This window comes from Aeromonas allosaccharophila (assembly GCF_016026615.1).
Lineage (GTDB): Bacteria > Pseudomonadota > Gammaproteobacteria > Enterobacterales > Aeromonadaceae > Aeromonas > Aeromonas allosaccharophila.
In genome coordinates, this window is the sequence record NZ_CP065745.1 from 507563 (window position 1) to 532996 (window position 25434).

Here is a 25434-nt window from a genome sequence, read left to right on the forward strand (position 1 = left end):
GATGTTATGAAGTCACTCCGTCTTGTCACTCTGCTTTGCTGTTTGCTCCCTCTGGGCGTGGCGAATGCTGCCCGGATCAAGGACATCAGCTCGGTTGAAGGGGTGCGCAACAACCAGCTGATTGGTTACGGCCTGGTGGTGGGGCTGCCCGGTACTGGCGAGAAGAACAACGCCTTCACCGAGCAGACTTTCCGCACCATGCTCAACAACTTTGGCATCAAGGTGCCGGATAACATCAAGCCCAAGATCAAGGATGTGGCGCCGGTGGCGATCCATGCCGACTTGCCACCCTTCTCCAAACCGGGCCAGACCATTGATGTCACGGTTTCTGCCATCGGCGAGGCCAAAAGCCTGCGCGGTGGTACCCTGCTGCAAAGCTTCCTGAAAGGGTTGGATGGTCGGGTTTATGCGGTCGCGCAGGGCAGTCTGGTGGTCGGTGGTCTGGGGGCCGAGGGGGCTGATGGCTCCAAGGTGGTGGTCAATACCCCGACCGTCGGGCGGATTGCCAACGGTGCGACCGTGGAGCGGGAGGTGCCCAACTCCTTCAGTCAGGGGGACACCATCACCTTCAACCTTAACCGCCCAGACTTTACCACTGCGCGCCGGTTGGCCGATGTGGTCAACGATCTGGTGGGGCCCAATACCGCTCAGGCACTCGATGCTACCTCGGTCAAGGTCTATGCCCCACGGGATCCGGGTCAGCGCGTCTCCTATCTCGCCACCATCGAGAATCTGGAGGTGGATCCGGCCAATGAGGCGGCCAAAATTATCGTCAACTCCCGTACCGGCACCATCGTTATCGGTAGTCAGGTCAAGCTCAAACCGGCGGCCATCAGCCACGGCGGCCTGACGGTGACCATAGCCGAAAACCAGCAGGTCTCCCAGCCCAACCCGTTGTCGGGGGGCGAGACAGTCGTGACCAACAACTCGACCATCAATGTCCAGCAGGAGCCGGGGCGGATGTTCAAGTTTGATACCGGTGCGACCCTGGACGACTTGGTTCGCGCGGTCAATCAGGTCGGGGTCGCCCCCGGTGATTTGATGGCCATCCTCGAGGCGCTGCAGCAGGCAGGCGCCATCGAGGGGCAACTGGTCATATTGTAACAAGCGGCAAGTGGTTGCCACGGGTGGCAATGAGGTAAGCAAAATGGCGGAGTTTGACACCAACAGCGGCATGAATCTCGGGATGGTACAGGACATCAAGAACCTGGACCGTCTGCGCCAGATGAGCCAAAGCAAAGAAGGGCAGGCCGAAGCGCTCAAGAGTGCATCGCGCCAGTTCGAGTCAATCTTTACCCAGATGCTGTTTCAGAGCATGCGTCAGGCCAACGGGGTGTTGACTCAGGACAACCCGATGAACAGCAGCTATACCCAGTTCTATGAAGGGATGCTGGATGAGCAGCGGGTTGCCGACATGTCGAGCAAGGGGGGGCTGGGACTGGCTGACATGGTGGTCAAGCAGCTCTCTCCCGAGACCTTTACCCATCAGGATGGGCGGGTGCTCAAGATGCCGCAGCGTACCGAACGGACCTACAAACCCTATCAGCCACCCACGGCGGCTGCCGATGATTTGATCGCGGCATCAAAAGTTGGCAAAGATTTTGCTGAGAAAGAGATGGCGGAGGGTGTCAAGGAGAGCTACAGGCTCACGATGCCCCATCGACCACACCGCAGCATACCGCCCATGGGGCGGATTGCCAGCGAAGAGGGCAGTGCCGCCAGTAGTGGGGGCAAAGAGTTCGATACGCCGGAAGAGTTCGTCAATCGCCTGATGCCGCTGGCCAAGAAAGCGGCCGACAAGCTGGGGTTAAGCCCGGCGGTACTGGTCGCTCAGGCGGCACTGGAGAGCGGTTGGGGCAAGCGGGTGATCAAGGATGGCGAGGGGCAGGTGACCCATAACCTGTTTGGCATCAAGGCAGATCCGCGCTGGGAAGGGCCCAAGGCGGTGGTCAGCACGCTGGAGTATGAGCAAGGCGTCGCCTCCCGTCAGAAAGCTTCATTTCGCTCCTATGAGTCGTTTGAAGAGAGCTTCAACGACTACGTGGACTTCCTCACCTCCGGCTCTCGCTACAAGGGGGCCCTGGCAAAGGTGGATAGCCCGGACCGCTATTTTGAGGCGCTGCAACAGGCGGGTTATGCCACCGATCCGCACTACGCCAGAAAACTGAAACAGGTATTGCGCAGTGATGCCATTGCCCAATACAACGAGATGGAGCTGTAACATATGGCAAGCGACCTGCTTGGGATTGGTTCATCGGGCGTGCTGGCGCAGCAACGCCTGCTGCAGACCACCAGTAACAACATAGTGAACGTCAATAGCCAGGGCTATGTGCGTGAGCGTACGCTGGTGTTTACCAATTCCATCGGTCTTGGTACCGGTGACATCAAGACCCAGCGGGTGATCAATGACTATATGCAGGGTGAGGTGCGCCGCGATACCTCCGCCTATCACGCTTCTATGACCCATTACGAACAACTTGCGGGTGTTGACAGCTTGCTGGGGGATACCAGCAACAGTGTGGGAGCGGCCATTACCTCCTATTTCAAATCATTCCACTCTGCCAATGAATCGCCCGCCGAGATCGGTGGCCGCAAGGTGGCGATGACGGAGCTGAGTGGCATGGTCAACCGCTTCCATACCCTCTCGGCCCAGTTCGACAAGCAGAGCGATACCCTCAATACCCGTATCGAAGATGAAACCAAGCAGGTCAACAGCCTGCTCACCAGCATCAATGATCTCAACCAGGCCATCCTCCGCACCCAGGGTTCACCCGAAGAGAACCTGATGCTGTTTGATCAGCGGGATGAGGCGATCCGCCAGCTGTCGGAGAAGATGGATATTCGCACCGTAGCCCAACCCAACGGCAGCATGCTGGTCAATATGAGCACTGGCCATTCGCTGATCCTTGATGGGGGCGTCGCCCAGTTCAAGCTGATTGCGGGGGATCCTGACTCCCGGGATCAGGAGTTGCAGCTGACGTTGGGGGATAATCAGGCAACCATCGATAACGAAACATTTGGTGGGGCCATGGGCGGGCTGTTCAAGGCGCGTACCGACCTCGAGCCAACCAAGCGCGAGCTGGGGCAATTGGCTGTCGCGATGGCAGATGCCTTGAACCAGCAAAACCGCCTCGGTATGGATCTGGATAACGAGATTGGCGGCGATATCTTCACCCTGCCTACCAGCAAGGGATTGCCATACGGCAGTAATACCGGGACGGTCGGGGCAAATGTCAGTTTCGTGCCGGGCAAGGGGACGTCAGTCACGCCATTTGATTACGAAGTGCGCTTTAGCAGCGCAACCGGTTATGAGGTGTTCTCGTTGGACAAGTCTGGCAATCGTACCTCTGTGAGCACGGGGACCATGCCGCCAGCGACCTTTGAGCTGCCCGGACACGGGATCTCGATCGACCTCACCGGTACGCCGGCTGCGGGTGACAAATTGTTGCTGCAACCAACCAAAAGCGCGGCCGCAGGGCTGGAGCAACTGATCACCCGACCGGAAGATTTGGCGTTGGCCTCTCCACTCAAAGCGGAAAAGACCACCAATAATGGCGGCGGGGCAGATATCAAACTAGGGGGGGTATTCAATACCGGAGCAGGGTCAGGTTTTGGTACCAATAGTCTGAGCCCGACGGCGCCCCAGGTCGTCAAGATTGACACCAACGGTAACTATCAGGTTTTTCAAGCCGATGGCACTACTCTGATAGGTACGGCACCTGCGAGCAGCAAGGGACAAGACCTGATGTCAGCGATCGTCAACCCTTTCCCCGCCGGAGCCGCAGTCTATGCCAACCCGAAACAGGCCCCTGGCTACGAGTTCAGTATCACCGGAACGGTGAAGGCTAACGATAGCTTCAAGCTCAGTTACAACAGCAATGGCTTTGCCGATAACAGCAATGGTCTGGCCTTGGCCGAGCTGCAAAACAAGGATCTGGTGCGCAAGAGCACCAATGGTGGTACCACCAATGACAAGATGACTTTTAATCAGGCCTATTCCGGGTTGGTGATGGAAGTCGGCAACAATACCAGTCAGGCAAAAACCTTGCTCAAGGCCAATGAATCCAAGCTGATCCAGAGCACCGGTATCTTTGAAAGCGTGTCAGGGGTCAATCTGGAGGAGGAGGCAGCCAATCTGATCCGCTTCCAGCAATCCTATGCCGCTTCGGCGCAAATCGTCAGTACCGCCAAAACCATTTTCGATACACTGCTCTCGTCCGTGAGGTAACGTCATGCGCATCACCACCAACATGATCTACGACCGGAATATCTATTCCCTCAACAGTGCCAATGAGCGGTTGAATACCGCCTATCAACAGCTGCAAACCGGTAATAAATTTCAGACTGCCGGCGAAGACCCCGCGGGGATGAGCCAGAAGATGGCACTGACCAAGGAGATCGACCTGTTCAAGCAGTATGGGGTCAATGGCAGCTTGCTGGAAAACAGCCTGGGACATGAAGAGACGGTATTGGATTCTCTCAATACAGCGATGCTCAGTGCCCAGACCCTGATCCAGAAATCCAATAACGGCGCGGTCAGTGACGATGATCGCAAGGCGATTGCCAGCGAATTGGAAGGGTTGCAGCAGCAGATGTTCGACCTGATGAATAGCAAAAACTCCTCGGGTGAATTCATCTTTGGCGGCAATCAGAGCAAGACCCAGCCTTATATCAAAGACGCCAACGGAAAATATATTTATCAGGGAGATCCTGGCCAGCGAAATATTCAGGTATCACCCACAGTACAAATTGCTGCCAATGATTCTGGACAGGATCTGTTTGAAATTGTGGCGACCCGAAGAACCGCCAGTGCCACCACCGCGAATATCAAGGTCGGGATCGGCGATCAGGGTAATTTTGATAATTTTTTCAAATCCAATTACAACTCGGCACTGCCCAGCAACACCTATACCGTATCAACGACTATCGGTCCACCGGATACCTATGATATCAAGGATAGCGGTGGCAATACCCTGCAAACGGGTAACTATACTGCCGGTACCAAGATCCCTTTCAATGGTCTGGAGTTGACCCTTGATCTGCCAGCCGGTGGCGCGGCTCAGCAGTTTGACCTCAATCCACCGAAAAATGACAATATATTGAACGGTATGTCGGATTTTATTACGGCTCTGCGCGATCCCACTATTTCTGCCGAGACGTTCGAGCAGAAAATAGCCGATGCCACCGTCCATATGAAAAATGCCCGCCTGAATATCGATCATGGATTGGGTGAGCTGGGTGGCCGGATGAACAGTCTGGAGCAGGTTATGGGCTCCAATGAAGGGCTCAGCACCCTCAACTCAGAGGCGAGAGCCAAGGTGTCGGAAGCGGATCTCTATGAGGTTATTTCGACGCTCTCCAAAGAGGATGCGGCATTGAGTGCCTCGCAACTCTCTTTCAGCAAGATAAGTCGTCTGACGCTATTTGACTATATCCGCTAATGAAGAGGCCCTTTTGGGCCTCTTCTGTTATCGCTGCACTGCAAACCGGTTTCGCGTTATTTCCTGCCAATTGTAACAAGCTGTTGCCATCCCCCATTTAATGGTTGCTGCGGGGTTGACCTCCCTGCGGTATTGGATAATCATGCCGCCCGCACAACAGAGGGTTGTGCGTATTATTTGCAGCATCTCGTTAGGCGAGGCTCCTGTATAAACACAGGCCACTGATCTCACGACGTCCAGAGACGCCCAAGATCAGGACAGTTTTCATCGGATTAAGGTGTAAACCCAAGTGGCTTCCGGCATGCCGGATACGTTATACAGTGCTAAAGCTGGTACGTGGGGATGATGACACGCCGAACGGCGTCATTTCCTGCCTATTACTCGTCAATCAAATTGCTGTTTTCTTATCGTTGCATCCGGCCATTTCCGGAGGCGTTCAGGCTTGCCTGAAATCACATGAGGACATCTGTGATGAAGAAAACACATACCATTCTTAACCGTCACCAACTGCTCGATCTGGCTGCCCTGCAGGGCTGGCTGGAGTCCAATCTGGATCCTGTTCAGCGAGCCGATCAACTGCTGACCCTGCGGCCAGAAGAGCTCAACTGTGTCTTTGATACGCTACCTGCCCCGCAAGGTGCAGAGCTGCTTGGCTCACTCTCTGCCGAGAGTGCCGGTCGCCTGTTGCAGCGGCTGCATGGCAGCATTGTCAGCGTGTTGCAGGAGGCCATTCCCCGTCGCGAGATGGTGGCCATCCTGCGCAAATTGAGCCGTCAGGATCGCACCATGTTGCTGGCCCGTTTCCCGACCCAGGCTCAGGCCATGTACTACTCTCTGCTGGATTGGCCCACCGAATCGGTGGGGGCCAACATGCGCCACGAATATCTGGCGGTGCGGGAGGAGGACACGGTCGGTCACGCCAAACAGCTGATCCACGATGCCTGGGACAATGCCCAGCTGTTTCGCCACATCTATGTGGTCAACGGGGATGGCCGTCTGCAAGGGAGCCTCTCTCTCAAGACCCTGCTGATCGCCGACCCGCTGGCTAGCGTGGCAAGCCTGATGGATCGGGAGACAGTGCGGATCAACGCCCGGGCGGATCAGGAGCTGGCAGCGCGCCTGCTGATTGACCGCGACTTGTCGGTATTGCCGGTCGAGGATCAGGGACGACTGGTCGGTATTTTCCATGTCGACGATGCGGCTGATATCTTGGAGCTCGAATCCACCGAGGATGCCGAGATGCAGGGTGGCTCATCGCCGCTCGATACCCCTTACCTGCAGGCGACGCCCTGGCAACTGTGGCGCAAGCGGGTGGGCTGGCTGCTGATCCTGTTTGTGGCGGAAGCCTACACCGGCACCGTGCTACGGGCCTTTGAGGAGCAGCTGGAGGCCGCCATCGCGCTGGCGTTCTTTATCCCCTTGCTGATCGGTACCGGTGGTAACAGTGGCACCCAGATCACCACCACCATAGTTCGTGCCATGGCGGTCGGAGAGGTGAGTCTGCGCAATCTCGGCACCGTGCTGAAAAAGGAGCTCTCCACCGGTCTGCTTATCTCTGCGGCCATTGCGGTTGCGGCCTGGATCCGGGCATGGAGTCTCGGCGTCGGCCCCCAGATCGGTATGGTGGTGACCTTTACCATCATCGCCATCGTGCTCTGGAGTGCCACAGTCGCGTCTATTATTCCCATGGTGCTGCGTCGTTTCCGGATTGACCCGGCTGTAGTTTCCGCACCGTTTATCGCGACGCTGGTGGATGGTACCGGCCTTATCATCTACTTCGAGATGGCCAAGTGGTTGTTGCCCGAGTTGCAGTAACGGGCAGATTGATATGCAAAAGGCAGCCAGTGGGCTGCCTTTTGCATTTATCTTTCCGGTTTAGCCGAGCTGGAACAACAGTGGCCAGCCCTGCTCCTGGCAATAACGATGTTCCTTCTCCAGATTCTGCATCAAGAGACGGTTATCCTCGCACCAGTCGATCGGCAGGGTCACGACCAGCTGATCGCCTTGCACTGCGACTTTCCACTCCGGCAGCAGGTTGTCCTGGCGCTTGTGGTGAGCAGCGACAGCGAGGCGCAAAATGCGGATGCAGCGCAGCACGGTTTGCAGGTCGTGGTTGGGCAGGGGCGGCAGTTCGGAGAGCTTGAGCCCCTTGCGCTGAAAGCGCACCAGCGCGGCCAGCAGGGCCTGATCGTCCTGGTTGAAGCCGGGCAAGTCGGTGTGTTGCAGGATATAGGCGGAGTGGCGATGGATGCCGCTGTAGTTGATGGCAAGGCCAATTTCGTGCAGCCGCGCCGCCCAGCCGAGGATGGCGCGATAGGGCTCTATTTCCATCTGCCACGGCTCTTGCAAGGCATCGAACAGGGTCAACACGCTCTGCTCCACCCGGGCGGCTTGTTTGCGATCCATCCGGTAGTGGGTGCCCAGCGCCTGTGCGGTACGCTCGCGGATATCGTGGTGCTGCAAGCGCTCCTCGAACTCGTAAAGGAGCCCTTCGCGCAGTGCACCGTCAGAGTAGTCCAGTCGCTCGATGGGCAGCGAGGTAAACAGTCCGAGCAGGATGGCGACCGCGGCGGCAAACACCTCCAGGCGCTCTTCGGTGAGCCCCGCCAGCTTGAGGTTATCGACCCGCTTGCGCTCAATCATGACGGCCTTGAGATGTTCCAAGCCCGCGAGGGTGATGCTGCCATCGGTCCAGCCCTCGCCCTGCAATACATCGCGCACGGTACGAATGGAACCGGAGCTGCCAAGGCAGCTCTGCCAGCCCAGCTTGCGATACTGGTTGATGATGGGGGCGAGCTGGTGCTGGGCCTCCAGCACCGCATTGCTGAAGTTTTTCTCGCTCAGCTTGCCGCTGGCAAAGAAGCTCTGGGTAAAGCTGACACACCCCATCTTGCGGCTGGTGAGGGCCTTGTGATCAAACCCTTCGCCGATGATGAGTTCTGTGCTGCCGCCGCCGATATCCACTACCAGCACCTGACCCTCGATATGCTGGGTATGGGCGACCCCCTGATAGATGAGGCGCGCCTCCTCCTGCCCGCTGATGATCTCGATGGGGTGGTTGAGCACCTTGGCCGCTTCACTGACGAATTCGCGGGCATTGCTGGCACGGCGCAATGTGTAGGTGCCGGCGATGCGGATCTGGTCCGGCTTGATATTGGTGAGTCGCTCGGCAAACAGTGACAGGCAGGCGAGGCCGCGTTCCATCGCCTCCGGGCTCATTCGTTTCTGCTCATCCATCCCTTCGGCCAGACGCACCCGCTCCTTGATGCGATCGACGATGCGAAAACGTCCTTCGCTCAGGTGGGCGATCACCATGTGAAAACTGTTGGAGCCGAGATCCACGGCGGCATAGAGACTATTGTCCATTGTTTGACTCGATACGTTTGAGATAGTCGTAAATCGCGACCTGAGAGCGGATCTTGCGGCGGTTTCCCCGCTTCACATATTCGTTCTTCTGGTCGGCATCGATCACCCGTGCCTTGCAGGTATCACTCAGTTGTAGCTCGAGAATATCCATGATGCGCTGCTTGAGCCGCTCATCATAAATGGGCGTACCCACCTCGATCCGGCCGTCGATATTGCGGCTCATCCAGTCGGCGCTGGAGATATAGAGCTGGGGGTTGCCCTTGTTGTGGAACACCATCACCCGCGGATGTTCAAGGAAGCGGTCGATGATGCTGATCACCTTGATGTTGTCACTGAGGCCTGGTACGCCCGGACGCAGGGCGCACATGCCACGGATGATCATCTGGATTGGCACCCCCGCCTGACCGGCGGCATAGAGGCGGTTGATGAGATCCTTGTCCACCAGATTGTTGATCTTGAGGATGATGCCGCTCGGCTGGCCCGCCTTGGCGTTGGAGAGCTCGTTATCGATGAGACGATAGAGCTGACGGCGGCTGTTGATGGGGGAGACCAGCAGGTGGTTGAACTTGTAGCGCCGATACGGATATTCGATGTATTCGAACACCCCCTCTACTTCGGCGGTGATATCCGGATTGCGGGTCAGCAGCGAGAAGTCGGTGTAGATCTTGGCGGTCTTCTCGTTGAAGTTGCCGGTGCCGATGTGGGCGTAGCGCACCGCCTCACCCTGCTCGTGGCGGGTGATGAGGCAGAGCTTGGAGTGGATCTTGAGGCTCGGCACCCCGAACACCACCTTGACGCCGGCATCGGTCAGGATGTTGGCCCAGTCGATGTTGGCCGCCTCGTCGAAGCGGGCGCGCAGCTCCACCACCACGGTCACCTTCTTGCCGTTGTTGGCGGCGTCGATGAGGGAGTGGATGATGCGCGACTTCTTGGCCACCCGATAGATGTTGATGCGAATGGCGCTGACCGCCGGATCGAACGCAGCCTGGCGCACCAGCTCGGTGAAGTGGTGGAACTTGTGGTACGGGTAGTAGAGCAGTATGTCCTGCTTGGTGATGGCGTCGAAGGCGTTGACGAAGCCGTCAAAATCGCGGCAATCCAGCGCCGGCAGCTTGGGGTTTTCCAGATAGTCACGGCCCACGTTGGGGAAGCCGATGAAATCCTTGAAGTTGTGGTAGCGCCCGCCCGGCATGATGGCGTCGTAGCTGCTGATCTGCAGCTTGAGTTTGAGGAAGCTTATCATGGCGGCGGGCATCTCCCGCTCGTAGACGAAGCGCACCGGCATGGCGGTGAGACGCTGCTTCAAGCCGTCACTCATCTTGTCCAGCAGACTCAAGTCCAGCTGGTCGGAGAGCCCGTATTCGGCATCCCGGGTCAGCTTAACCGCATAGGCGGCAATCTCGTCGTAGTCGAAGAAGCCTTTGAAGATCTCGTCGAGACAGAAGCGGATGACGTTATCCAGAATGATGATCTGCTTCTTGCGGCGGGTTCCTTCCGGCGGCAGCTGGAAGAAGCGGGGCAGGTCATCGGTCGGCACTTCCACCAGGGCATACTGGATCACCTGACCGTTCTTCTTCATCTCGACGGCCAGATAGGTGTACTCATCCTTGAGGAACTTGACCGGATTGACCTCCTTGTTGAGCAGGATCGGGATGATGTGGCGCAGCACCTTCTCCTTGAAGAAGACCCGCAGCCACTTCTGGATCGCCTCGGAAAGCTGGTTCTCGTTGACCAGGAAAATGTTGTGGCGGGCCAGCGCAATCAACAACTCCTTGTAGGTGTTGTCGAACGCCTCACCGAGCGCCATCACTTTCTGCTGGATGGCGCGCAGCAGCACCTTGGCTTCATCATCGCCGCCATGTACTTCGTTGATCAGAATGCGGCGCTTGACGTCCGACACCCGCACCTTGAAAAACTCATCCTGGTTGGAAGAGAAGATCCCCAGAAAACGGACCCGCTCGATGAGGGGCACCGTCTTGTCCATTGCCTCTTGCAACACCCGTTCATTGAATGAGAGCCAGCTCAGCTCTTTCTCTTCATACAGCTTGTCGGTGCTCATGTTGTGCCTCTGTTTCAGGTCGCGTCTGCGCGGCAGTTATGGCGTTAATATATGACAAATAAATGACAAGATGGTTACTGCTCGCTGAACGCCTCGTCGATGTCGACCACCAGATCGTCGGAGAGGGATTCCAGCGCGGTGATCAGGTCATCCATGGCGAGCCCGTCGGGCAGGGCTACCAGCGCGTGAGCATAGAAGAGCGGGGCGCCGGAGTGGGGGGCCGGTTCACAGCCGGTGGTGAGATCGGCCACGTTGATCTCGAGTTGGCGCAGGATGCTGGCCACTTCGTGTACGATGCCGGGGCGGTCGTTGCCGGTCACCGTCATCATCACCTGATGAGCCGGTTCGGCGGTGGGTGTCCCTTCGGCAAAGCTGATGGTCAGACCCGGCAGCAGGGCCAGCGCTTCACACAGGCTGCGATAGTGCTCATCGGGCACTGAGACATGAAGGATACCGGCAAACTGGCCCGCCAGTTCGCTCATGGCACTGCCCAGCCAGTTGCCCTGCTCGCGGCTGATGACGGCCGCCAGACTCTCGACGATCCCGGGTTTGTCTGCACCGATCACGGTGACCACCAATTGCTTTTGCATCCTGCTCTCCTTGAAATTGGAACTCTGGCTCGATCCCCATTGTGCCTGCTGTGGCTGGTCATATGAACCCCCGCCTGCGGGCAAATAGATAAAAAGACGGGACTTTTACACTTTCCATACGCTTGTCTGCTGCCTTGCTCCGTGGCGGCTGTGGTAAAGTGGTTCCCCTTTCGTGTTGTGAACTGGATCGTGCTCTCATGAATACCCTTGTCGTATCGGGATTGCTGTTGCTGGCGCTGCTTGTGTTGGCGATCTTCTGGAGCAGAGGCAGACAGCAAAAGCGCCTGCCCTATGATGTGCAGGAGACCCTGTTCAGCCCCGCCGAGCGATCGTTCCTCGGGGTGCTGGATCTGGCGGTGGGTGACAAGGCCCGGGTCTTTGCCAAGGTGCGGGTGGCCGATGTGCTGACGCCGCAGGCCGGGATCGGCAAAAGCAAATGGCAGCAGCACTTCAACAAGATCAGTGCCAAGCATTTCGACTATCTGCTTTGCCACCCCGCGGATCTCTCCTTTATCTGTGCCATCGAGCTTGATGACAGCTCTCACCGTCACCAGAAGCGCAAGGCGAGGGATCTCTTTCTGAAAACCGCCTGCGACAGCGCCGGTCTGCCGTTGTTGCAGATCCCGGCAAGTGCCAGCTATCTGGTGGAAGAGCTGCGCGAACAGATCCTGCCGCTGCTGGTCAAAACCAGCGAACCGCTGGTAGAGGATCTGCCGCACGGGGCGCGCCGCGAGCCGACGTTCAATCCTCTGCTGCTGGATGGCGTGGATGTCGGTGCCGGGATGCGTGGCCGTACTGCCCATGCCGAGGCCATCTCGCCCGCGTCGTTCCACGAGCCTGCCATCCACTCCAGGGGGATGGTGGAGATGCCACAGAGTGAGAGTGAGCTGGTCGATGGCCTGTTTGCCGACGTGGAGGATGATGAAGAGCACGAGATACACCACTGCCCCCGCTGCGATGCGCCGCTAGTGGAGCGGGAGGCGAAAAAAGGCCCCCACGCCGGTCGCCTCTTCCTGGCCTGCAGCCGTTTTCCCGAGTGTCGTTACGCGGCGCCGCACCACCATAATCACCACTGAGTGCTACTCACCGTGTCGCATGCTGCCCTCTGACGAGGGCAGTTTTCTTTGTGCGATGGGCGGCGTTTATGGGCGGCGCGGCATGCAGAAAATTCCTCGGCAAAATTTATCTAATCTCCCGTTTCTGTCGATACACTTAGCCTGAATACGACAATTTTTGACAATGTGTCGGAATTTTGGCACTTTGTGCCGGTCATGACATCGCCCAACCGCGTTTTATGACCCAATAAAACAATAAGTTAGATCAGGACATCGCGAGGAATGGATATGGTGGAGATGGGCGTGTTGATTGTTGATGCCGATGCGCAGCGGCGCCAACAGTTGGGAACCGTGCTCTCGTTTATGGGGATCCCGTGGCAAGAGGTGGCGCAAAGCGATCTGGATGTGGCCATCGAATCCTCCGGCCCGCTGCAAGGGGTGCTGGTGGGTGAACTGACCGACCGTCCCTTGTCAGAGCTGCTGGCTGCCTTCCCCCGCACGCCGTTCCTCTCGCTGGTTGAGGCCGATCTGCCCAACAGCAACTTTATCGGGGTCGCGCTCTCGCCCTTTACCTATGAATCCCTCACCCGTCATCTGCACTTCTGTCAGGCGTTTGTCTCCTTGCATCCCCGTCAGCAGACCCATGACAAGGGTCAGGCCCTGCTGCGCTTGCTGGTGGGCAAGGGGAAGGGGATCCAGGAGGTGCGTCGGCTCATCAGCCAGGTGGCCGAGACCGATGCCAACGTACTGATCCTCGGGGAGTCGGGTACCGGTAAAGAGGTGGTGGCTCGCGCTATCCACGAACTCTCTTCCCGTAGCAGTGGCCCCTTCGTGCCCATCAACTGTGGCGCTATTCCCGCCGAGCTGCTGGAGAGCGAACTGTTTGGCCACGAGAAGGGGGCGTTTACCGGCGCCATCGCGGCCCGTCGCGGTCGCTTCGAGCTGGCGCAGGGGGGCACCCTGTTCCTCGACGAGATCGGCGATATGCCGATGCCGATGCAGGTCAAACTGCTGCGGGTATTGCAGGAGCGGTTGTTCGACCGGGTCGGTGGCGGCAAGCCCATTCAGGCCGATGTGCGCATCATCGCGGCTACCCACCGGGATCTGGAGGCGATGATCCGCACTCAGGGTTTCCGTGAAGATCTCTACTACCGCCTCAACGTCTTCCCGATTGAGACGCCGCCGCTGCGAGATCGCATCGACGACATTCCGTTGCTGCTGCAGGAGCTGCTCAACCGCCATGCCGAGCAGCACCACGGCTTTATCCGGTTGACCCAGCGGGCGCTTGAGTCGCTGATGCAGTACCCCTGGCCTGGCAACGTGCGCGAGCTCTCCAACCTGCTGGAGCGGCTGTTGATCCTCTACCCGCACCAGATCGTCGATGTGGCTGACCTGCCGAGCCGTTATCGCCTGTTGCCGAGCGAGCCGCGGGATGAGCGGTTGACCGAGATGGATGAGCGCGATGCGCTGGCTGCGGTGTTCCAGGAGCCGCCCGAGCTGGATCACTCCCTCGCCTCGGCCCGCACCATGCAGTTGCCGGAGGAGGGGGTCAACCTTAAAGAGATGCTGGCCGACCTCGAAGTGGAGCTGATCCGTCAGGCGCTGGAGTCTCAGGACGGGGTGGTGGCCCGCGCCGCCGATCTGCTCGGCATGCGCCGTACCACTTTGGTGGAGAAGATGAAAAAGTACGGGATGAGCAAGGACGTCTAAGGGTCAAAGCCTTGACGCCTATGCACAATTCATTGTTTTAATTCACATAATTTAGTGGCATGGAAATTGAATAACCTGACCCAATAGCCAGTTTGAGGTCAGGTTTATGACAATCCAGCAGCAGGACATGCCACTCCAGTCCCACGAAGTGAGCCAGCTCTATGCCATCTTTAAGGCGCTCCCCACCGGGGTGTTGCTGCTTGATGGGGCAGGGGTGGTCACCCGCGCGAATCCGGCGGCCATCTCCCTGCTGGGGGAGCCGCTGGAAGGGGAGCTCTGGCGCCACATCATTGCCCGCTGCTTCGAGCCGCGCGAGGATGATGGCCACGAGATCTCCCTGCGCGACGGGCGCCGGGTGCAGCTCTCGACCCAGCCGCTGCCGGATCAGCCCGGCCAGCTGGTCTTTATCAACGACCTGACCGAAACCCGTAAACTGCAAGACCGCATCAACCATATGAAGCGGCTGTCGGCGCTGGGCAATATGGCGGCCTCGCTCGCCCACCAGATCCGCACTCCGCTCTCCGCCGCCATGCTCTATGCCGCCAATTTGGCCAACCGCACCCTCAAGCCGGAATCCCGCACCCAGTTTCAGCAAAAGCTGATGGCCCGTTTGCAGGATCTGGAGAAGCAGATCAACGACATCCTGCTGTTCGCCCGTAATGGCGACAATCAGGTGGTCACCCCCATCTCGGTACAAGGGTTGTTGGCTGAAGTGCAGGCCGGTGCCGAGGCCTTCTGCCAGCAGCAGGGCTGCGAGTTGCACATGGAGGCGCCGGAGCCCGATCTCTGTCTGCTGGCCAACAGCAGTGCGCTCGCGGGGGCCATCAACAACCTGATTGCCAATGCCCAGCAGGCTGGGGCCACCTCGCTGCTGGTCAGCGCGGTGCGCAGCGGCGCCCGGGTGGAGATGCGAGTCATCGACAACGGCAAGGGGATCCCTTCCCATCAGCTTGGTCAGGTATTCGAACCCTTCTTTACCACTCGCTCTCAGGGCACTGGCCTGGGGCTAGCGGTGGTGCAATCTGTAGTGCGTGCCCATCAGGGGGAGGTCGGTGTGGCCTCGGTTCCCGGTGAAGGCACCTGCTTTACTCTGTCGTTCCCCCTGCATCAGCAACCGGTGCAGCTTGGAGGTGTAGCATGACCCATATCGGATCCAGGTTGTTAGCCGGGGCCAGCTGGCCGTTGGCGGTTAATGTCGATGAGCTAGAGCTGTTGGCTGTGGGAGGTGTAGCATGACACAGGCCAGGATCCTGGTAGTTGAAGATGACAATGGCCTGCGCGAAGCGCTGGTGGATACCCTTTTGCTCGGCGGTTATGAGTGCCGTGAAGCGGACAGCGGCGAGCGGGCTCTGCTGGCGCTCTCCCGTCAGCCGTTTGACATGGTGATCTCCGATATCCAGATGGGGGGGATGGACGGTCTCACCCTGCTGGCCACCATCCGCCAGCAATATCCGCAGATACCTGTGCTGCTGATGACCGCCTACGCCAACATCGATGGCGCGGTGCGCGCCATGCGCGAAGGGGCCATCGACTATCTGGCCAAGCCGTTCTCGCCGGAGGTGCTGCTCAATCAGGTCAGCCGCTACGTGCCCGCCCAGAAGGTGGAGAAGCGCGCCGTGGTCTACGGGGATCCCAAAACCGCCGAGCTGTTCCAGCTGGCGACCCGGGTGGCCAGAAGCGAAGCGACCGTGATGGTGACCGGCCCGAGCGGAACGGGTAAAGAGGTGCTGGCCCGTTATATTCACGACAACTCCAATCGCGCCGAGCAGCCTTTCGTTGCCATCAACTGCGCCGCCATTCCGGAAAACATGCTGGAGGCGACCCTGTTTGGCTACGAGAAGGGTGCTTTTACCGGTGCGGTGCAAGGGTGCCCCGGCAAGTTCGAGCAGGCGCAGGGGGGCACTCTGCTGCTCGATGAGATCACCGAGATGGATCAGGGGCTGCAAGCCAAATTGCTGCGGGTGTTGCAGGAGAAAGAGGTGGAGCGACTCGGCAGTCGCAAGATGATCCCGCTGGATGTGCGGGTCATCGCCACCAGCAACCGGGATTTGAAAAAAGCGGTGCAGGATGGCCTGTTTCGCGAAGATCTCTACTACCGCCTCAATGTCTTCCCGCTGCGCTGGTCTGCCCTGTGCGAGCGGCCCGGCGACATTCTGCCGCTGGCGGAACACCTGCTGGCGCTCCATGCCAGTCAGCAGGGGCTGCCGACACCGCAGTTGACGGACGCCTCGCGGGAGCGGCTGCTGGCCCATCCCTGGCCCGGCAACGTGCGGGAGCTGGACAACGTGGTGCAGCGCGCCCTGATCCTCAGCCCGGACGGGGTCATTGACTGTGATCACCTCATTCTGGAGGAGCTGGACGAGCAGGAGATGGAGTTTGTCAGCGTGGATCGCAGCTATGGCGGCGACCGCCTCGGCAGTGAGCTGAAGCAGCAGGAGCACCAGATCATTCTCGACACCCTGCAAGATTGTAACGGCAGCCGCAAGGCGGTCGCCGACCGGCTCGGCATCAGCCCGCGCACTCTGCGCTACAAGCTGGCCCAGATGCGGGAGGCGGGGATCGACCTGCCAGCCTGAGGTCGGCAGGGAAACCGCACTGTGTGGGGGCTGTCATGGTCTTGACGGCCCGGCTCGATTATCATGGGGCCCTTGGCGCTTTGAGCCTGGGCCCTGTTTTTATTGGTAAAGCAGGGGACCGAGCCTTAATAAGGGACCCCTATGATCTCTCATCGAAAACTCGAAACCGTACTGAATCATCTGCTCGAACCTCATGCCATCAAGGATTACTGCCCCAACGGCTTGCAAGTGGAGGGGCGCGAGCGCATTCGCAAGGTGGTGACCGGTGTCACCGCCAGTCAGGCGCTGATCGACGCGGCGGTGGCTGCCGAGGCAGATGCCATTCTGGTCCATCACGGCTACTTCTGGAGCGGTGAACCGGCCCAGATCACCGGCATGAAGCAGCGTCGGCTCAAGACCCTGCTGACCCATGATATCAACCTGTTTGCCTACCATTTGCCGCTGGACGTCCATCCCGAGGTGGGCAACAACGCACAGCTTGCCAAGCTGCTGGATATCAAGGTGCGCCGTGGTCTGGAGCCGTGGAACAGCAAGAGTGTCGCCATGGTGGGCAAGCTGGAGCAGCCGATGAGCGGAGCCGACTTTGCCAAGCTGATTGCCGAGCGCCTTGGCCGCGAGCCGCTGCACTGCGGCGATACCGGCCCCGAGCTTATCCGTTCCGTAGCCTGGTGCACCGGCGGCGGTCAGAGCTACATCAATCTGGCGGCGGAGCAGGGCATCGATGCCTTTATCTCCGGTGAAGCCTCCGAGCAGACCATTCACACCGCCCGCGAGATGGGGATGCACTTCTACGCCGCAGGCCACCACGCTACAGAGCGTTACGGCGTCAAGGCGCTGGGGGAGTGGCTGGCGACGGTGCACGGGCTGGATGTCACCTTTATCGATATCGACAATCCGGTGTAGGGTCGCTTGGCCGCGTAGCGGCGTAATCGGACCTGACCTAAGCCATCGTGCGGTAGGTAGAAATGACAAGGGAGGCCTAAGCCTCCCTTGTTGCATCTGACATGCAGTCGTTAGCGGTTACTCGCAGGCGTAACCAGCGGGGCCCAGCAGGGAGCCATCCAGTCGCACGGCACCATCTACCATCTGCAGCCGGCCTTCGCAGAACCAGCGTACCACCAGCGGATAGATGCTGTGCTCCTGCGCCTGTACCCGTGCCGCCACCTCATCAGCATCATCCCCTTCGAAGATGGGCACGCGGGCCTGCAGGATCACCGGGCCGCCATCCAACTCTTCGGTGACGAAGTGGACGCTGGCGCCATGCTCACTGTCACCGGCATCGATAGCGCGCTGGTGGGTGTGAAGGCCCTGATACTTGGGCAGCAGGGAGGGGTGGATATTGATCATCCGCCCGGCGAAATGGCGCACCAGATCGCCGCTCAATATCCGCATAAATCCGGCCAGCACCACCAGATCTGGCTGATAGTCTGCCATCAGCGCCAGCAGGGCGGCGTCATACTCCTCCCGGCTGGCGAACTGCTGCTGGGCCAGAATGGAGGTCGCCACGCCTGCTTCTTTGGCGCGAACCAGACCATAGGCATCGGCCTTGTTGCTGATGACGCCGACCACCTCACCGGCGATCTTGCCGCTGGTGCAGTGGTCGAGGATCGCCTGCAGATTGCTGCCGCTGCCGGAGATCAGCACCAGGATGCGTTTCATAGGGGAGGTCATTTGGTTGTTGATCCGGTCATTCATTGAATGACGACCTGCTCCTCACCGTCGGCTGCCTTGGCGATGTGGCCGATGTGCCATGCGTTCTCGCCTTGTGCCTTGAGCAGGGTCAGCGCCTTCTCCAGCTGGTTGGCGGGCAGGGCGATGATCATGCCGACACCGCAGTTGAAGGTGCGATACATCTCGTGACGGGTGACGTTGCCAGCCTGCTGCAGCCAGCTGAACACCGTCGGCCACTGCCAGCTCTGCTCGTCGATCACCGCCTGAGTGTTGGCGGGCAGGACGCGAGGGATGTTTTCCCAGAAGCCGCCGCCGGTGATGTGGGAGAGGGCGTGGATCTCGCACTCCTTGATCAGCTTGAGTACCGGCTTGACGTAGATGCGGGTCGGCTCCAGCAGGGCGTTGGCCAGAGTGGTGTCACCTAGCGGCTGATGCACGTCGGCCTTGGAGACTTCCAGGATCTTGCGCACCAGCGAGAAGCCGTTGGAGTGGGGGCCGCTGGCGGCCAGGGCGATCAGGGCATCCCCTTCACCGACCTTGCTGCCGTCGATAATTTCGCTCTTCTCCACCACACCGACGCAGAAACCGGCGATGTCGTAGTCTTCCCCTTCATACATACCCGGCATCTCGGCGGTCTCGCCGCCCACCAGGGCACAGCCTGACTGCTCGCAACCGGCACCGATCCCGGTGACCACTGCGGCCGCGGTGTCCACGTCCAGCTTGCCGGTCGCATAGTAGTCGAGGAAGAACAGCGGCTCGGCGCCCTGTACGATCAAGTCATTGACGCACATGGCCACCAGATCGATGCCCACGGTGTCATGCTTCTTCAGGTCGATGGCCAGCCGCAGCTTGGTGCCCACACCATCGGTACCGGAGACCAGTACCGGCTCCTTGTAGCCCGCAGGGATTTGACACAAGGCCCCAAAGCCGCCAAGACCACCAAGGACTTCAGGACGACGAGTGCGCTTTGACACGCCCTTGATACGTTCAACCAGTGCATTGCCGGCATCGATATCTACGCCAGCATCCTTGTAGCTCAGTGAGGTTTTGTCAGTCACGCGTATTCCCCGTCATGTAAAGAAGTGGAGGGTAAAATTCGGGGCGTATTCTAACAGTGGCGGTGAAAAACCAGAAAGGAAATCGTTTGCGCGTTTTTGCGCGGAAATGCTCTACAAGCGGCGGCTTTTGTTGTATGATTCCGCGATTTTTTTGCGGCAGGTTAGAGGAGATAATAATGAAAGTCGTTGAAGTCAAACACCCCCTGGTCAAACACAAGATCGGTCTGATGCGTGAAGGCGATATCAGCACCAAGCGTTTCCGTGAACTGGCCAAAGAAGTGGGCAGTTTGTTGACCTATGAAGCGACCTCTGACTTCGAAACCGAGAAGGTTACCATCGATGGCTGGAATGGGCCAGTAGAAGTTGACCAGATCAAGGGCAAGAAGGTAACCGTCGTACCTATCCTGCGTGCCGGTCTTGGCATGATGGATGGCGTGCTGGAGCACATGCCGAGCGCCCGCGTCAGCGTGGTCGGTATCTACCGCGATGAAGAGACCCTGCAACCGGTTCCCTATTTCGAGAAGATCGTCAGCAACATCGAAGAGCGTCTGGCCCTGGTTATCGATCCGATGCTGGCTACCGGCGGCTCCATGATTGCCACTATCGATCTGCTGAAGAAGAAAGGCTGCCAATCCATCAAGGTGCTGGTACTGGTTGCCGCGCCGGAAGGGATCAAGGCGCTGGAAGCCGCTCACCCTGACGTAGAGCTCTACTGTGCTTCTGTCGACCAGGGGCTGAACGAGAAAGGCTACATCGTGCCGGGTCTGGGCGATGCAGGCGACAAGATCTTCGGTACCAAGTAACTTGAAACCTTGACCCGCTTCCCATGTGGAAGGGGTGATCGGAGCCGGCGCATCGCCGGCTCTGCTGTTTGTGGCCACATGTGCCAGCCTTGCCGCAGGATACGCCTTGCCGCTACCATAAGCACACTCTCCCATTTCGAGACTCTGTTCATGTTCAAACGTGTTGTGACCGCCCTCTGCTGCGGCTTGTCATTCATGGCCTCGGCCGCTCAGGTGGCCGACCTCTATCAGGGCAAGGCTCCGACCAGTGGTGACATGGTGGCCGCTCAAGGGCAGGCACTCGGTCAGGTGCTGATCAAGGTGACCGGCAAGCGCGACATCCTCACCCAGCCGGTGGTGGTCAAGGCGCTGGCGGCCCCGGCCGACTATGTCAAAAGCTATGGCTATCAGGATCAGGACTCGGTCAAGTATCTGAAAGCCGAGTTCAAGAGTGACAAGGTCAACAGCCTGGTCTCAGAGAGCCAGTTTGCCTTGCTTGGCCCGGCTCGTCCCCAAATGGCCATCTGGCTGGTGGTGGATCAGGGGGAGCGTCGCCTGCTGGCGGATCAATCCAGCGATGGTTGGGCGCAAGCCTTGCGCGAGCAGGCCCAGACGCTGGGGCTGCCCATCAGCATTCCGCTGATGGATCTTGACGACAACATGGCGGTCAGTGCCACCGACGTCTGGGGCCGTTTTGCCGACCCGATTTTGCAGGCCAGCCAGCGCTATGGCGCCGAGATGGTGGTGCTGGGCAAGCTGACGCCGGAAGGTGATAAGTGGAGCATCGACTGGGGACTCTACGGCCCCAAAGCGGCCGGTGAAGTGACCGAGCTGACCCGTGGCAACAGCAGTGGCACTCAGGCTGAAGTGGCGCAAGGGTTTGCCGATACCCTGGCAGCCTGGCTAGTGAAAAACTACGGTGCCCGCATCTCGGGTCCGGCAACCAGCCAGACCCTGGTGGTGGATGGACTCGCCGAAGTGGACAGCATGATCGCCGTGCAGAAGATGCTGCAGGGGATGGCCAACGTCAGCAAGGTGGCGATCGGCAAGCTGGAAGGGGATCAGGTTACCTTCAACTTTACCCTGCAAGGGGAGCAGGCCGAGCTGGTGCGGGCACTGCAGCTCGAGAGTCGTTTGCACAAGGTTGACGATAATGGCAGCGGTTTGCGTTACCAATGGTCGCAGCCCTGATTTTATAAGGCTTTTGTAGACCGCCCGGCTGGTCCGGGCGGTTCTCTATCTGCCTTTGCGATGATACACTTAGCCACAAATGTCACAGTCAAAGCCCAACGAGTGAAGCAACCGGCCCAACTGTCTTTAGCCGTACAACTACCGGATGATGAAACCTTCGTCAGTTTTTATCCCGGCACCAATGCTCATCTGATCACCGCCCTCAAGAACGCGGCCATCGGTCAGGGATCGCCTTTCCTCTATTTCTGGGGAGCCAAGGGATCCGGACGCTCTCATCTGCTCCACGCCACCTGTGCCGAGGTCAACGCCCGCGATGCAGCGGCGGCTTATCTCTCCCTCGATCAGTTTGAACAGCTCGATCCCAGCATGCTCGATGCCCTCGAAAGCCTGCCGCTGGTCTGTCTCGACAGCCTCGAGGCGATCGCCGGCAATGCCGTGTGGGAGCGCGCACTGTTCGACTTCTACAACCGCTGGCAGGAGAAGGGCGAGGGGACGCTGGTGGTCACCGGTTGCAGCGCACCGCGCAAACTGGGGCTGCAGCTGCCGGATCTCGCCTCGCGCCTCGACTGGGGTGTCAGTTTCCATCTCGAAGAGCTGGATGATGAAGGCAAGCTCAGTGCCCTGCAGCTGCGTGCCGAGCTGCGGGGCTTCAAACTGCCCATCGATGTGGGCCGCTTCCTGCTCAACCGACTCTCCCGCGATATGCGCACCCTGCTCACCACCCTCAATCAGCTCGACAACGCCTCATTTCGCGCCAAGCGCAAGCTCACCATCCCCTTTGTCAAAGAGATCCTCGAGCTCTGATCCTCTCAACAGTGTCCGGTTGTGCGCCAGACTTTCGTTTGAATGGCAGATAAAAAGAAACCCCGGCATCAAGCCGGGGTTTTGCTATCTCAAGAACTCTCTCAAAGAGTTCTGCCTATCAGTGGAACTGATCTTCTTCGGTGGATCCGGTCAGCGCGGTTACCGAGGATTGGCCACCCTGAATGACGGTAGTCACCTTGTCGAAGTAACCGGTACCGACCTCCTGCTGGTGCGCCACGAAGGTGTAGCCACGGCTGGCGGCGGAAAATTCCGGCTCCTGCACCATCTCGACGTAGTGCTTCATCCCTTCGCCACGGGCGTACTGGTAGGCCAGCTCGTACATGTGGAACCACATGTTGTGGATACCAGCGAGGGTAATGAACTGGTACTTGTAACCCATGTCGGAGAGCGCTTGCTGGAAGCGGGCGATGGTGGCATCGTCCAGATTCTTCTTCCAGTTGAAGCTCGGGGAGCAGTTGTAGGCCAGGATGCGATCCGGGAATTTGGCCTTGATCGCTTCGGCAAATTTACGCGCTTCGTCCAGATCCGGCTTGGCGGTTTCACACCACACCATGTCGGCATAGGGGGCGTAAGCCAGACCGCGAGCGATGGCCTGATCGATACCGGCACGTACCTTGTAGAACCCTTCGGCAGTGCGCTCGCCAGTCAGGAAGTCTGAATCGTACGGGTCGGCATCGGTGGTCAACAGGTCAGCGGCGTTGGCGTCGGTACGGGCGATCACCAGGGTGGTGGTGCCGCACACATCGGCTGCCAGACGGGCGGCAACCAGCTTCTGCACCGCTTCCTGAGTCGGTACCAGCACCTTGCCGCCCATATGGCCGCACTTCTTGACGGAAGCGAGCTGATCTTCGAAGTGCACGCCAGCAGCGCCCGCTTCAATCATCCCCTTCATCAGTTCGAAGGCGTTCAGCACGCCGCCGAAACCGGCTTCTGCATCTGCCACGATCGGCAGGAAGTAGTCGATAAAGCCCTCATCCTGCGGCCCAACCTTGTTGGCCCACTGGATCTGGTCGGCACGGGCGAAGGAGTTGTTGATGCGCTCCACCACGGACGGCACCGAGTTTGCCGGGTAGAGGGACTGATCCGGATACATGGTGGAGGACAAGTTGTTGTCTGCCGCTACTTGCCAGCCGGAGAGATAAATCGCTTCGATCCCCGCCTTGGCTTGTTGCACGGCCTGGCCACCGGTCAGGGCGCCGAGGCAGTTGACGTAGCCTTTTTTGGCGTCGCCGTGGATCAGTTCCCACAGCTTGTCGGCGCCGCGCTGGGCCAGGGTGTGCACCGGCTGCAAGCTGCCGCGCAGGTTCACCACATCTTCGGCGCTGTAGCCGCGCTTGATCCCTTTCCAGCGGGGGTTTTCCGCCCAGTCTTTCTCGATAGCCTGGATCTGTTGCTCACGGGTCAGTGCCATATCAGTTCCCTCTTTCATTGATTTCACGTTTCCATTGACTTGTTATTGGCGGGCTCCGCTGGGGAGGCCCGGAGTTCAGAGCCGCTCGTAACCGGGCAGCGTCAGAAAATCGATCAGAGTATCGGCGCAGGTGATCTCTTCCATCAGTTCGCTCGCCTCGGCAAAGCGACCCGCTTGCCAGCGCTCGGTACCTACCTCGGCTTTGACCACGTCCTGCTCTTCGGCCAGCATCTGGCGGAATAGCTCCTTGGTCACCACTTTGCCGTTCGACAGGCTCTTGCCGTGGCGGATCCACTGCCAGATCGAGGTGCGGGAGATCTCGGCGGTGGCGGCATCTTCCATCAGACCGTAGATGGGCACGCAGCCGTTACCGTTGATCCAGGCCTCGAGATATTGCAGGGCGACCCGGATATTGGTGCGCATCCCCGCCTCGGTGCGCTCGCCCTCACAGGGGGCCAGCAGGTCAGCGGCGGTGATGGGGGCATCCTGCTCGCGCAGCACGCCGATCTGGTTCTTGGCGCCAGCCGCTATGGTGGCGTTGAACACCGCCATGGCGGTATCGGCGAGGCCGGGGTGGGCAACCCAGGTGCCATCGTGGCCGTTGTTGGCTTCGCGCTCCTTGTCGGCTTTGACCTTGGCAAACACCTGCTCGTTGACGGCGGCATCCTTGGCCGGAATAAAGGCGGCCATGCCCCCCATCGCCAGCGCACCGCGCTTGTGACAGGTCTTGATCAGCAGCCGCGAGTAGGCGGAGAGGAAGGGTTTGTCCATGGTCACCACCTGACGATCAGGCAGGACGCGATCCGGATGGTTCTTCAAGGTCTTGATGTAGCTGAAGATGTAGTCCCAGCGGCCGCAGTTCAGCGCCACGATGTGATCCTTCATCTGATAGAGCAGCTCATCCATCTCGAATACGGCCGGCAGGGTTTCAATCAGCACGGTGGTCTTGATGGTGCCACGGGGCAGACCGAACTTGTCCTCGGTCCAGGAGAACACTTCGCTCCACCAGCGCCCCTCCAGATGGCTCTGCAGCTTGGGTACGTAGAAGTAGGGGCCGGAGCCTTTGGCCAGCAGCGCCTGATAGTTGTGCAGGAAGTAGAGGGCAAAATCGAACAGGCCACCGGGGATGGGCTCGCCATCGAAAGTGACATGTTTTTCCGGCAGGTGCAGACCACGCACTCGGCAGATGAGCACCGCCGGATTGGGGTTCAGGGTATAAGCCTTTCCTTCCGGACTGGTGTAAGAGACTGTGCCGTTGACCGCATCGCGCAGGTTGATTTGCCCCTCGATCACTTTATTCCAGGCAGGGGCCAGTGAGTCCTCGAAGTCCGCCATGAACACTTTGACGTTGGCGTTGAGGGCGTTGATCACCATCTTGCGCTCGACCGGGCCGGTGATCTCCACACGGCGGTCTTGCAGGTCGGCGGGAATGCCGCGAATGGTCCAGTCACCTTCACGGATGTGGGCGGTTTCCGGCAGGAAGTCCGGCAGCTCGCCGCCATCGATACGGGCCTGACGTGCCACACGTTGTTTCAGCAATTCCCCTCTTTGGGGAGCAAAACGTTCCACCAGTTCGGAGACCAGAGCCACCGCGTCCGGCGTCAGAATTTGCGCGTATTCGGGCAGCATTTCGCCCTGGATGCGAAGGCGGGCGCTGCAGTGGGTCTGAGCCGGTGCCGACATAAGGTTCACTCCTTTG

At 59.2% G+C, this 25434-nt stretch carries 20 protein-coding genes and 1 riboswitch; of the genes, 13 read left to right on the forward strand and 7 right to left on the reverse strand.

Going from position 1 to position 25434, the window contains the following annotated elements:
* Positions 1-6 precede the first annotated feature (6 nt).
* From I6G90_RS02305 to mgtE, 5 genes are all read left to right on the forward strand, one after another.
* Complete coding sequence (locus tag I6G90_RS02305) at positions 7-1104, forward strand: flagellar basal body P-ring protein FlgI (protein ID WP_182932571.1); 1098 nt, start codon at positions 7-9, stop codon at positions 1102-1104.
* A gap of 43 nt (positions 1105-1147) precedes the next feature.
* Entirely contained in the window at positions 1148-2221 is a 1074-nt protein-coding gene (flgJ, locus tag I6G90_RS02310; RefSeq protein ID WP_197929569.1) for a flagellar assembly peptidoglycan hydrolase FlgJ, read from the forward strand.
* A gap of 3 nt (positions 2222-2224) precedes the next feature.
* Positions 2225-4228, forward strand: coding sequence for a FlgK family flagellar hook-associated protein (locus tag I6G90_RS02315; protein ID WP_197929570.1), 2004 nt, complete (start codon positions 2225-2227; stop codon positions 4226-4228).
* A gap of 4 nt (positions 4229-4232) precedes the next feature.
* Positions 4233-5441 carry a flagellar hook-associated protein FlgL gene (flgL, locus tag I6G90_RS02320; RefSeq protein WP_197929571.1) on the forward strand — a complete coding sequence of 403 codons (1209 nt, stop codon included), beginning with the start codon at positions 4233-4235 and terminating at the stop codon, positions 5439-5441.
* A 179-nt stretch (positions 5442-5620) separates the two neighbouring features.
* A riboswitch (M-box (ykoK) riboswitch) is annotated at positions 5621-5790 on the forward strand.
* 122 nt (positions 5791-5912) lie between these two features.
* A complete protein-coding gene (mgtE, locus tag I6G90_RS02325) occupies positions 5913-7256 on the forward strand; it encodes a magnesium transporter (protein ID WP_058053728.1) in 1344 nt (447 codons plus the stop codon).
* Positions 7257-7316: 60 nt separating this feature from the next.
* Here the strand turns inward: mgtE and ppx are convergent, their stop codons facing one another.
* The 3 genes from ppx to I6G90_RS02340 all read right to left on the reverse strand — a co-directional run bounded on the left by ppx (position 7317) and on the right by I6G90_RS02340 (position 11456).
* Entirely contained in the window at positions 7317-8807 is a 1491-nt protein-coding gene (gene ppx / locus I6G90_RS02330) for an exopolyphosphatase (protein ID WP_042057403.1), read from the reverse strand.
* On the reverse strand, positions 8797-10866 hold the full coding sequence (gene ppk1, locus I6G90_RS02335) for a polyphosphate kinase 1 (protein WP_197929572.1): 2070 nt from the start codon (positions 10864-10866) through the stop codon (positions 8797-8799). The genes ppx and ppk1 overlap by 11 nt, the downstream gene beginning before the upstream one ends.
* Positions 10867-10940: 74 nt before the next feature.
* Complete coding sequence (locus tag I6G90_RS02340) at positions 10941-11456, reverse strand: glycine cleavage system protein R (protein WP_033138700.1); 516 nt, start codon at positions 11454-11456, stop codon at positions 10941-10943.
* A 197-nt stretch (positions 11457-11653) separates the two neighbouring features.
* Here I6G90_RS02340 and I6G90_RS02345 point away from each other — a divergent pair, with 197 nt between their 5' ends.
* The 5 genes from I6G90_RS02345 to I6G90_RS02365 all read left to right on the forward strand — a co-directional run bounded on the left by I6G90_RS02345 (position 11654) and on the right by I6G90_RS02365 (position 17700).
* A complete protein-coding gene (locus I6G90_RS02345; RefSeq protein ID WP_197929574.1) occupies positions 11654-12532 on the forward strand; it encodes a DUF2726 domain-containing protein in 879 nt (292 codons plus the stop codon).
* 267 nt (positions 12533-12799) lie between these two features.
* A complete protein-coding gene (locus I6G90_RS02350) occupies positions 12800-14221 on the forward strand; it encodes a sigma-54 dependent transcriptional regulator (RefSeq protein ID WP_042057396.1) in 1422 nt (473 codons plus the stop codon).
* Between the two features lie 106 nt (positions 14222-14327).
* On the forward strand, positions 14328-15362 hold the full coding sequence (locus I6G90_RS02355; protein ID WP_005334126.1) for a sensor histidine kinase: 1035 nt from the start codon (positions 14328-14330) through the stop codon (positions 15360-15362).
* 91 nt (positions 15363-15453) lie between these two features.
* The gene (locus I6G90_RS02360; protein WP_197929575.1) at positions 15454-16797 is read left to right on the forward strand and encodes a sigma-54-dependent transcriptional regulator; all 1344 of its coding nucleotides are present in this window, start codon (positions 15454-15456) and stop codon (positions 16795-16797) included.
* A gap of 141 nt (positions 16798-16938) precedes the next feature.
* Positions 16939-17700: a Nif3-like dinuclear metal center hexameric protein gene (locus I6G90_RS02365; protein WP_197929577.1), complete on the forward strand. Its 762-nt coding sequence runs from the start codon at positions 16939-16941 to the stop codon at positions 17698-17700.
* A gap of 117 nt (positions 17701-17817) precedes the next feature.
* Here I6G90_RS02365 and purN read toward each other — a convergent pair whose 3' ends face one another.
* Both purN and purM read right to left on the reverse strand, forming a co-directional pair.
* Positions 17818-18456, reverse strand: coding sequence for a phosphoribosylglycinamide formyltransferase (gene purN, locus I6G90_RS02370; RefSeq protein ID WP_197929579.1), 639 nt, complete (start codon positions 18454-18456; stop codon positions 17818-17820).
* A gap of 32 nt (positions 18457-18488) precedes the next feature.
* Positions 18489-19526, reverse strand: a complete 1038-nt coding sequence (gene purM, locus I6G90_RS02375; RefSeq protein ID WP_197929580.1) for a phosphoribosylformylglycinamidine cyclo-ligase — start codon at positions 19524-19526, stop codon at positions 18489-18491.
* 176 nt (positions 19527-19702) lie between these two features.
* Between purM and upp the strand changes: the two genes are divergently transcribed.
* The 3 genes from upp to hda all read left to right on the forward strand — a co-directional run bounded on the left by upp (position 19703) and on the right by hda (position 22303).
* The gene (upp, locus tag I6G90_RS02380) at positions 19703-20329 is read left to right on the forward strand and encodes a uracil phosphoribosyltransferase (RefSeq protein ID WP_005320172.1); all 627 of its coding nucleotides are present in this window, start codon (positions 19703-19705) and stop codon (positions 20327-20329) included.
* Positions 20330-20479: 150 nt separating this feature from the next.
* Positions 20480-21499: a DUF2066 domain-containing protein gene (locus I6G90_RS02385; protein ID WP_197929581.1), complete on the forward strand. Its 1020-nt coding sequence runs from the start codon at positions 20480-20482 to the stop codon at positions 21497-21499.
* 102 nt (positions 21500-21601) lie between these two features.
* The gene (gene hda, locus I6G90_RS02390) at positions 21602-22303 is read left to right on the forward strand and encodes a DnaA inactivator Hda (protein WP_021231044.1); all 702 of its coding nucleotides are present in this window, start codon (positions 21602-21604) and stop codon (positions 22301-22303) included.
* A gap of 118 nt (positions 22304-22421) precedes the next feature.
* On the opposite strand, the gene aceA is transcribed toward hda, so the two are convergent.
* Positions 22422-23735, reverse strand: a complete 1314-nt coding sequence (gene aceA, locus I6G90_RS02395; RefSeq protein ID WP_197929582.1) for an isocitrate lyase — start codon at positions 23733-23735, stop codon at positions 22422-22424.
* 75 nt (positions 23736-23810) lie between these two features.
* The gene (gene aceB, locus I6G90_RS02400) at positions 23811-25418 is read right to left on the reverse strand and encodes a malate synthase A (protein WP_197929583.1); all 1608 of its coding nucleotides are present in this window, start codon (positions 25416-25418) and stop codon (positions 23811-23813) included.
* Between the last annotated feature and the right edge of the window lie 16 nt (positions 25419-25434).